The following is an 8,051-nucleotide window of genomic DNA, read 5'->3' as shown; positions in this document are numbered from 1 at the left end:
TTAGATGCTAGTGATAGATTAAAAACACTTATTAAAAAAGATTTCAAAACAAATAAAATAAGCCTTGTAACTAAAAATATTTTGAAAAATGGCTGGGAGAGAGATCTTGTTGACATATGGATTAAACTGTCACAAAACGAGGATGTCGCTATTGATTCATATATACCATTAAAATACCAAAAAGCAATATTGAACGTGTCTTCGGAAATGGGCTTTTTCCCTGTCTCAATTGATCCTTACGCGGGAAGTTCATTCATCAGTAGAGGATTCGGAAGAAAGCGATATGATGATTTCTTGAAATTCAGGAAAATTTCGAGCAAATTACATTATAACTTCTTGAAAATATTAAAAATTAACTGAAAAATAAAACTTTGTATACCCAATTAAAAAGCGCTTTCCCAGCAACCCTACCAGTATCTCCCTGGTAGTGTCAGTGGCACCGCGAGGCGGTGGTGCATCCCAACTACCTAGTGATCTACCGCACTTACATCGTCGATGTGCTGCATGCCTGCCAAGAACCACCCTAGATAGGCCCGTAGAGCCGATGCAGCGAGCTTGCGAGGATAACTAGGGACAATCTACTTCACGTCCGCTAACGCCCCTCACGACGACCTATTGATGGATTGTAGCTGTTTGCGCGTACGCGCCCCCAGCGGCGCAACATTTCCTATTATCTTGAATTTTTTAGCAGCTGAAGAAGCCTCCAAAATAGGCGTTGCATGTAACGGTGAAAAAGGTGCATTATGTTACATGAAACGAGTAAAAGGAGGGCTTCTCCATGGTCGCCGCCAATATCAACACACGCGTACAAAAGCACCGGGCGTCTCTTCGTGCATCCGGTTTACGTCCTATTCAAATTTGGGTACCGGATACCCGACGCCCTGGTTTTGCTGAAGAAGTGCAGCGGCAATGCCAAGTAGTCGCAGCAGCAGACGCCGCTGATCACGAGCTGGATAGCTTTATGGATGCAGCGTTACTGGATATGGATGGCGACGAGTGGGAAGCATGAGGCGCGGAGATCTTGTGACCATTGCCCTACCAGGGGACTTTGGGAAACCGCGTCCTGCTTTGGTGATTCAGTCAGACCAGTTCACCGCTATCGAAACAGTCACGGTGCTGATGGTGACGGGAACGCTGGTGGATGCGCCGCTGATCAGGGTGGGCGTGGAAGCCAGCCAGACAAATGGCTTACGCAAGCGCTCCCAGGTCATGGTGGATAAGGCCATGACGGTGAAACGTGAAAAGCTGGGGGAACCGTTCGGCCATTTGGATGATAGCGAAATGTTGGCGGTTAACCGGGCATTAGCTCTGTTTTTGGGGTTTGCGTGATGATAGAGGCACACAACAATAACCAAGATGGCTGGCATGATCCTGATGAAGCGACCGAGCTAACAGACGAGTGGTTTGAGTCAGCGCATCAATACCACGGCGATACCCTCGTGAAGCGTGGGCGTGGACGCCCTCCCATTCCCGTAGGTGAACGAAAGGTACCAGTGAAAATTCGTTACGATCAAGAAGTTGTCGAGGCGTTTCGCCAAACAGGAAAGGGATGGCAAACCCGTATGAATCAAGCGCTTCGCCAATATCTGAAAGAACATGACGTACAAGAATTGAACTAACAATACTTTTAGATCGGCCCGCAGGGCCGATGCAGCGAGCTTGCGAGCGGTAACCGGCAATGTACATCACCTGATGCTCTACGGTTCCTGACGCCCACCACAGCCCCTTCTGTGCCTAGACACCCTTTTGATCAACAAGAGGGCCTAGCGGCCTGCACGTAACCATTGCGCGTATGCGCCCACCTGCGGCGCAGGTGCGTAGCACCTCGAAAGCCGCTCTAGCCGCGCCTTTGGCGCGTCATCATTAGGCTGGCCGAAGGCCAGGGCGAGCGAAGCGAAGGGTAGGCGAGCGCGTATGCGCTCTTCTTTAATATATTTAAAGTCTTTAAAGACTTTAGGTGGTGTTAATTAATTGATTTAAAATAATTATTAGCTAGTTATCACTACGGATTCCGGGTGTTATCACTACGGATTCCGGGTGTTATCACTACGGATTCCGGGTGTTATCACTACGGATTCCTTGTATTTAACTACATCAAGATATAGCGTAGTTATACCGAGGAGGCCGTATGTCACCGAAAAAGCAGGTCGTTAAAAAATCTAATGCGCTTATTAATGCATCGTACTCGATCTCGCTGGCTGAGCAGCGGCTCATCTTGTTAGCGGTTACAAGGGCCAACGGCGAGTTAGAGAGCATGGGAGATATGACTGTCCATGCGCGAGACTATGCCGATCAGTGGGGCGTGAGTATGAAGACCGCCTATGAAGCGATGCAGTACGCGGCAAGCCAGCTTTTTGAGCGTCGCTTTACGTTTCAGCAAGAAACGGAAAAAGGCTTGAAAACAACAGTTAGTCGCTGGGTTTCCCATGTTACATATTTTGAGGGTGAAGCCATCGTTAGCCTTGCATTTGCGCCTCATGTCCAGCCGCTACTATTTGATCTCAAGGAAAAGTTTACCTACTACGCCCTGGAGCAGATTGCAGACTTAACTAGTGTTCACGCAGTACGTCTGTACGAGCTACTTATTGCTTGGCGTTCTACGGGAAAAACTCCAGCCATTGAAGTTGCTGACTTGCGGCAGCGATTGGGTTTAGAGCCGGATGATTATCCTCGAATGGACAATTTTAAGCGCCGAGTGCTGGACTTCGCTATCAAGCAAATCAACGAACACACAGACATCAAAGCTAGCTATGCGCAGCACAAGCGCGGGCGCAGTATTAGTGGTTTTGAGTTTAGTTTTAGGCCCAAGGCTATCCCTTCCGCTACACCAAAGAAAAAGATCATTAGCAAGAGCAAAGCTGAGGCGATGGCTCGACCCGGTGAAAGCTACAGTGCTCTCTACAAGCGCTTAAGCTTTGATTACACCATCAAAGAGTGATTGTTACGGCCATTTTGAATGAGTAATTGCTAGGGAAGAGAGTGTATAAAAGTCAGTAGAATGCAGTTCCCATTGAGTAAAGCTTGGTGTTTAGCGCTACCCTGAAACTGCTTTCATGCAACAGAGTAGCCACCTATGCAACTGACTGTTCCTCAGGCAGCGAAGCTGTACCACAAGCATCGCAGTACTATTCATCGTCATATTGAGTCAGGCCGCTTATCATGCGGCTTTCGAGGGGACGGAACTCGAATAATAGATATGGCTGAGCTAGTACGCTGCTATGGTGAACCGCAGCACTTGCCAGCGGAAATGCAGCTAAATGCAACGCCATCTCAAGACCCAATGCAACAAGCCATGTTGCAAGCGTTGCAGGCGATGCACAAAGAGCTGGTCGCATTACGCGAAGAGGTCGCGCAGCTACGCCAACTTCCTGCCCCTACCGCGGAAAAAGAGCACTCTTCAGAAAATGATCCTCACGGATTTCGAGCGATGGCTCGCAGAGTGTTCGAAACAAAGCCATCTACCGACGGCGACGATAGATCTTCATAACTTCATAGCCACCCCATGCAATTGTTCCAAACATAATCAATAAGATAGGTGATACGCCGACAAAAAATTGCATTATCTCACTCATCATCACAGCCTCTGCCAAAAGCCCTATTGTCTTCTGCTCATACTACTGATAAATTTCAGGTTCTATCGCTCTTTAGCGATGTAACGTGGTAGCACTGGCCACGCAAAACTAACCAGTATTTTCCTCTCGCTCAAATCCCAAGGTGGAATTGCGTGAAAAAAACGGCCCATAGCTGTTTTTCTAGTACATCTCTGTGTACCTGCACATTCGTGCATCTATAGAGAATTCCCGTTTTACCTCTACCAGGTTTCCAACCTCCATCTTTCTGTACGTGCTTTTGCTCGTTCAGATGTCTTCGCGTGTCTGTGTTCTCACAGCGCCTCATTTAGCAACGCATTGGTGTGTGCATTCACTGCACTTTATTGCGTCGGCCGCAGTTCATCGCCTGCCGTCGCCACACAACCATTTGCGTTGCTTGCACGCTCAAGCAGCGTGCGCACTTCCTGACTCTGACCAATAGCCAGTCCTCTCTATCTATGGCTCATCACGAGCCCTTGGCACATAGCTGTTCGTCAGGTGGGCTCCCCACCTGACGAACAGCTATGTGCCACCGGCATCTGCCGTAAACCGCCGTATTACGCGGCTTCTGACGTTTTTCGTCGAACGAATTTATCGACGAAAAACGACGAAAATGTCCGTTTAGGACATTTTCTAACAGCCACCTGACTGACCAGGTGGATGATACGGTCGGAGATTGGCACCTCCGCTCCCGCTTCTTTTTTTGCCACCACGCGGTTTGGGCACCCCTGGGTAGGGGTGAGCGTATGCGCTAGGCCGGAGCCTCCGTTTTGTCACACCGTGACAATCGGCGGCGCGGGGGATGGCTCCCCCCATAGTACCCATTAAAAACCAACGTTATGCCCATTTTTGCCACCCCCTGGATCGGCGAGCGTCCTCAATGACTCGCGACAAAACTCAACATGCGCTGCCGTGCGGCGAAGGCTTCGCGGGGCACCAAACAGGCCCGGGGTGGGACGTGAGTAGAAATTTTGGACTGGGATCACGAAACATGGTCACAGCGGCGCAATTTGCGCTCAATAACACCGTCCAAGCAGCTGGCATGGGTTTTTCCCATGCCGCCGAAACAGGACGTAACTTCGCCCAATTTGCCGCGTTTGCACGCGAAAATGGCGTCAAACAAATGGAACACATCAGTCGTGAACTCGTCATCGAGTATGGTCAACAGCTAGCCGATCGCGTTAGCAATAACGAGATTGGCCAGGGGCACGCGCAAAACGCCGTGTCCGCTATCAATACGTTGATGCGCATCGCCACGCAGGGCGAATGGCAACGCGTGAGTCCCACGCGTGAGTGCGGCATTGATCAGCGCAGTGCTATTCGTGAGACGCCGCCTACGGGGCTTGACAGGACACAGTTAGAACGAGGCATAGCGGCGCTGAGTGAGCGTGGTGTCGCCATTGCAGAGCTAGCTCGGGAGTTCGGTTTACGCACAAAAGAGGCGTCACTACTCAATGCTCGGTCGGCGCTGCGTGAGGCTACCTCGCGTGGTGCCGTCACGATATCTGACGGCACCAAAGGGGGTCGCGAGCGGGAAATTCCGCTCACGTCAGCGCGGCAGCTCGCTGTTCTAGAGCGAGCTGCCGCTGCACAGAGGGCCGCCAGAGCGGTGATGCCAGCCGATCAAAACTGGAAATCCTGGCGTGAGAACGGGCTGCGCGATATCCGCGAAACCCTGCAACAGCACGGGGTCAGCCGGTTGCACGATCTGCGCAGCGCCTACGCCTGTGACCGTTACCAACAAATTACTGGGTATGCCGCACCGGTACTGGGAGGCCAGGCACCGCGTGACATTGATCGTGAGGCCCGTTTGCAGATCGCCAACGAGCTGGGCCACGGCCGCATCAGTATCACCAACAGTTACCTGGGGAATAGTGCATGAATGCCAACATCAGCCGGGAATTGCGGCAAAAAATTGATTTATATCGGCGCAAAGGCGGGAAAACTTCGAGACGTAACACCGCAGCCCGTATCGAGCGATTTATCGCAGCGGTTGGGCGCCCCCCCGAGCAAATTGGTAAACGGAATGTGCTGGAATTTTATGAACAACAGCAATTTGCCCCCAGTACAGCGCGAGACTACCACTATGCTATTTGCCAGTTATGGACAATGATCGGGCGCAACTGCGAGCCACCGCCCCCACCGTCGATGAACCGCACAACCTCATCAACAACGTATGCTGAATCGCTACCGAAAAGGCCGAGCCGGCAAGCGAGGAAGCCCGTAAAACCTATCGCGTGAGAGAGTAAGTGCGCTGCATGCAGAGCAAATAAACTTAGGATTTATATTGTTGCAGAGCGCTTTTTCCTAACCCTGGCCTGCAACCGTCTCCAATCCTCCCCAGGAACATACTGCTCTGCCCAACGCAGCAGCAGCTCCGCCAGTCGCCAATGCGGGATATCGTCGGGGTAAGCGGTGGCATCATGTGCAATGCCCAATAGATCGAGCAACGCGACCCGCTGAGCGCCTTTCTCGCTAAAACCATAGTCCAGCAACACTGCTACCCAAAGCGGCGCCTCATCGATCTGTATGGCTCTGGGACGAGGCATTACATATCACCTTGTTGGCGTGGCTCTAAAAACGCATCAATCCCTTCCCGCAAGCACGCGGCTTGACCGACGGCCCACCCATCGATCCAGGCGTCACGCTGCGCCGTTTTGACCTCATGCGGGCAGGTTGAGCGGCCGTGGCCAAGCGGCTGGTCTGCTAGATGCCAGGCAACGGCGTTATGGAGCCCCGCATGCCATTCAGGGCTGCGATCTTTCCCCCAGCCTGCGGTGGCGATCATGGCGGCGGCTTCGTCGTGGTGACACCGTTCAATCATGGTACCTGGTTCCCGTGGGCTGTTTTGATACCCCTATTATAGCCAATAAACGCGATTTAATCACGTTTATTTTAGTCCAGGCAAAGAAAAGCCCGACTCACTGGGCAGATGAGTCGGGCAAGCTTCTAAATAGTGCCATCCTGACAAGCTCTCATGAGCGTCCTGCGCATGCCTCCTTGGCCCCATCGAGCGCTCCTTGCTCGGTCGTCCTTCCAAAAGCACCCTTTGCTCGACACATTTTCAACCTAGACGACATAACCTTGGTTATCAAGGTCAGTCAATTTTGTGTGAAATTTCCACGCTTATAGGCCGATATTCAAGATTATCCTCATTATCTTGAGTTTTTATTCACAAAGTCTAGATCGAAAATTCATAGAGCCCAGGTGCTTTACAAAACCATCAGAAGTAGGGAAAAGTTACCTAAATCGCTTTAGGAGAGTTCAAAAATGCGCACCTTTCAAATGTCTTCCTGGGATGACGACGACTACGATAATGGTTCAGAAGACAGCGGTAAAAGCCGGGACTGGGATATGGAGCCAGGTGATCCGGGTTGGTTGGGCGAACCGGATGAAGTGAACGATGAGGATTAACTAATTCGTCATTTCCACAGCCAGGAACCTGCGTCAGCGTTGGTAACAAGAGAACGGCACCCGAAGGTGCCGTTGTGCTATCTACTGCTCAGAAACCGCCGTGCGATCCTCTGAATTGCCGGCAATACGCTCCCGATGGTAGATGACCGCCAGAACTACGATGAAAAACGCACCATTACTGTGCTTGTCTGGAGTCAACGCGGAACGAAGCACCGCATCATTTCCATAAGGTACGCCAATGGACGTGCACTCCTAGAACTCCGCTAGAAAATCGCATAGCTCTAAGAGTATTTCGAGAAAGCCCTCCCGATTGGTGCTCTCATCACGTTACACTGAGAGCATATACAAACAGATCCATATCGTTAAATATTTTAACTTGCATGAAATATTATTTATTAATAATCAAGGAATATTTATAACATGGGATTTTTTTACCTAAAGAAAGATGAAAGCCTCAGTAAGTCAGATGAAAATATATTAAAAAAAATATCTTCTCTAAAACTCCCCAAGGCCAAAGGGAAGCATTTCACCATAACCAGAGAAGATCGAGATATTGAGGAATTTCTAGACTTTGAAGGTGCAGCTAAAATAAGCTTAATGAAAGAAGGGTCAATTGAAGAATCTGACGTAATAATAATTGATTACAGGGACTTTATTAGCAAAGATAATCCTTTTGATGAAATCATAAAATCATTAAATAGCAACCAGATTTTGATTGCCACTTCACTGATCGCCCCTGGGCCAAGGAAGAACGTTGTTGAGTTAGCAATGGGCTCAGAAGACAGCCCTATTCAAATACCAACTTTACCTTATATAATTCAACACCTTGAAGGCACTGCTTATAAAATAACTGGGGAAGGTTTCGCAAAAAATCATGAAGAAACCCAGAAGCTAGTTTTTCATGTAAGGAAAAAAAAGCCTTCGATGTATCTTATGATGAGTGGCCCAGCCACAGGAAAATCAACAATATCAAGGAGTCTTTTCAAGAAATCAGGAATCAAAATTATTAATGGAGATCAAATTTATTTAAATATATTTAATGGTGAT

General features: G+C 49.6%; 12 protein-coding genes and 1 pseudogene. 11 read left to right on the top strand and 2 right to left on the bottom strand.

The annotated features are described in order from the left end of the window. From ACT3R7_RS20250 to ACT3R7_RS20210, 9 genes and pseudogenes are all read left to right on the top strand, one after another. Nucleotides 1-360: hypothetical protein (locus ACT3R7_RS20250; protein WP_496199432.1), on the top strand; the 360-nt coding region annotated here is incomplete at its 5' end. Between the two features lie 418 nt (nucleotides 361-778). After that, nucleotides 779-1,009 carry an antitoxin MazE family protein gene (locus ACT3R7_RS20245; protein ID WP_496199431.1) on the top strand — a complete coding sequence of 77 codons (231 nt, stop codon included), beginning with the start codon at nucleotides 779-781 and terminating at the stop codon, nucleotides 1,007-1,009. Then, nucleotides 1,006-1,329: a type II toxin-antitoxin system PemK/MazF family toxin gene (locus tag ACT3R7_RS20240; protein ID WP_496199430.1), complete on the top strand. Its 324-nt coding sequence runs from the start codon at nucleotides 1,006-1,008 to the stop codon at nucleotides 1,327-1,329. Before ACT3R7_RS20245 ends, ACT3R7_RS20240 begins: the two co-directional genes overlap by 4 nt. Then, nucleotides 1,329-1,619: a BrnA antitoxin family protein gene (locus ACT3R7_RS20235; protein WP_496199429.1), complete on the top strand. Its 291-nt coding sequence runs from the start codon at nucleotides 1,329-1,331 to the stop codon at nucleotides 1,617-1,619. Before ACT3R7_RS20240 ends, ACT3R7_RS20235 begins: the two co-directional genes overlap by 1 nt. Before the next feature lie 509 nt (nucleotides 1,620-2,128). Continuing rightward, nucleotides 2,129-2,938, top strand: a complete 810-nt coding sequence (gene repM, locus ACT3R7_RS20230; RefSeq protein ID WP_496199428.1) for a replication initiation protein RepM — start codon at nucleotides 2,129-2,131, stop codon at nucleotides 2,936-2,938. 135 nt (nucleotides 2,939-3,073) lie between these two features. Continuing rightward, nucleotides 3,074-3,187 (top strand): annotated as a pseudogene (locus ACT3R7_RS20225) (helix-turn-helix domain-containing protein); the annotation flags it as partial. 9 nt (nucleotides 3,188-3,196) lie between these two features. Continuing rightward, a complete protein-coding gene (locus tag ACT3R7_RS20220) occupies nucleotides 3,197-3,487 on the top strand; it encodes a hypothetical protein (protein WP_496199433.1) in 291 nt (96 codons plus the stop codon). A 1,145-nt stretch (nucleotides 3,488-4,632) separates the two neighbouring features. Next, entirely contained in the window at nucleotides 4,633-5,472 is an 840-nt protein-coding gene (locus ACT3R7_RS20215) for an integrase domain-containing protein (RefSeq protein WP_496199427.1), read from the top strand. Then, the gene (locus ACT3R7_RS20210) at nucleotides 5,469-5,831 is read left to right on the top strand and encodes a hypothetical protein (protein WP_496199426.1); all 363 of its coding nucleotides are present in this window, start codon (nucleotides 5,469-5,471) and stop codon (nucleotides 5,829-5,831) included. Before ACT3R7_RS20215 ends, ACT3R7_RS20210 begins: the two co-directional genes overlap by 4 nt. Nucleotides 5,832-5,872: 41 nt before the next feature. Here ACT3R7_RS20210 and ACT3R7_RS20205 read toward each other — a convergent pair whose 3' ends face one another. Together ACT3R7_RS20205 and ACT3R7_RS20200 are read right to left on the bottom strand one after the other, a co-directional pair. After that, nucleotides 5,873-6,139, bottom strand: a complete 267-nt coding sequence (locus ACT3R7_RS20205; RefSeq protein ID WP_496199425.1) for a hypothetical protein — start codon at nucleotides 6,137-6,139, stop codon at nucleotides 5,873-5,875. After that, a complete protein-coding gene (locus ACT3R7_RS20200) occupies nucleotides 6,139-6,414 on the bottom strand; it encodes a hypothetical protein (protein ID WP_496199424.1) in 276 nt (91 codons plus the stop codon). Before ACT3R7_RS20200 ends, ACT3R7_RS20205 begins: the two co-directional genes overlap by 1 nt. Nucleotides 6,415-6,860: 446 nt before the next feature. Between ACT3R7_RS20200 and ACT3R7_RS20195 the strand changes: the two genes are divergently transcribed. Then, a complete protein-coding gene (locus tag ACT3R7_RS20195) occupies nucleotides 6,861-7,004 on the top strand; it encodes a hypothetical protein (RefSeq protein WP_496199423.1) in 144 nt (47 codons plus the stop codon). A 420-nt stretch (nucleotides 7,005-7,424) separates the two neighbouring features. After that, a partial coding sequence (locus ACT3R7_RS20190) for a hypothetical protein (RefSeq protein WP_496199422.1) occupies nucleotides 7,425-8,051 on the top strand: 627 nt, incomplete at its 3' end.

The organism is Halomonas sp. AOP43-A1-21 (genome assembly GCF_052376775.1).
In the GTDB taxonomy this organism is placed as follows: Bacteria; Pseudomonadota; Gammaproteobacteria; order Pseudomonadales; family Halomonadaceae; genus Vreelandella; species Vreelandella colorata.
This window is presented reverse-complemented; position numbering and strand designations above follow the sequence as displayed.

Excerpts from the sequence above, each read along its gene's own strand:
- repM (WP_496199428.1), top strand. The coding sequence starts at position 2,129 with ATGTCACCGAAAAAGCAGGTCGTTAAAAAATCTAATGCGCTTATTAAT.
- ACT3R7_RS20205 (WP_496199425.1), bottom strand. The coding sequence starts at position 6,139 with ATGCCTCGTCCCAGAGCCATACAGATCGATGAGGCGCCGCTTTGGGTA.
- ACT3R7_RS20215 (WP_496199427.1), top strand. The coding sequence starts at position 4,633 with ATGGGTTTTTCCCATGCCGCCGAAACAGGACGTAACTTCGCCCAATTT.
- ACT3R7_RS20200 (WP_496199424.1), bottom strand. The coding sequence starts at position 6,414 with ATGATTGAACGGTGTCACCACGACGAAGCCGCCGCCATGATCGCCACC.
- ACT3R7_RS20245 (WP_496199431.1), top strand. The coding sequence starts at position 779 with ATGGTCGCCGCCAATATCAACACACGCGTACAAAAGCACCGGGCGTCT.
- ACT3R7_RS20235 (WP_496199429.1), top strand. The coding sequence starts at position 1,329 with ATGATAGAGGCACACAACAATAACCAAGATGGCTGGCATGATCCTGAT.
- ACT3R7_RS20195 (WP_496199423.1), top strand. The coding sequence starts at position 6,861 with ATGCGCACCTTTCAAATGTCTTCCTGGGATGACGACGACTACGATAAT.
- ACT3R7_RS20240 (WP_496199430.1), top strand. The coding sequence starts at position 1,006 with ATGAGGCGCGGAGATCTTGTGACCATTGCCCTACCAGGGGACTTTGGG.
- ACT3R7_RS20210 (WP_496199426.1), top strand. The coding sequence starts at position 5,469 with ATGAATGCCAACATCAGCCGGGAATTGCGGCAAAAAATTGATTTATAT.
- ACT3R7_RS20220 (WP_496199433.1), top strand. The coding sequence starts at position 3,197 with ATGGCTGAGCTAGTACGCTGCTATGGTGAACCGCAGCACTTGCCAGCG.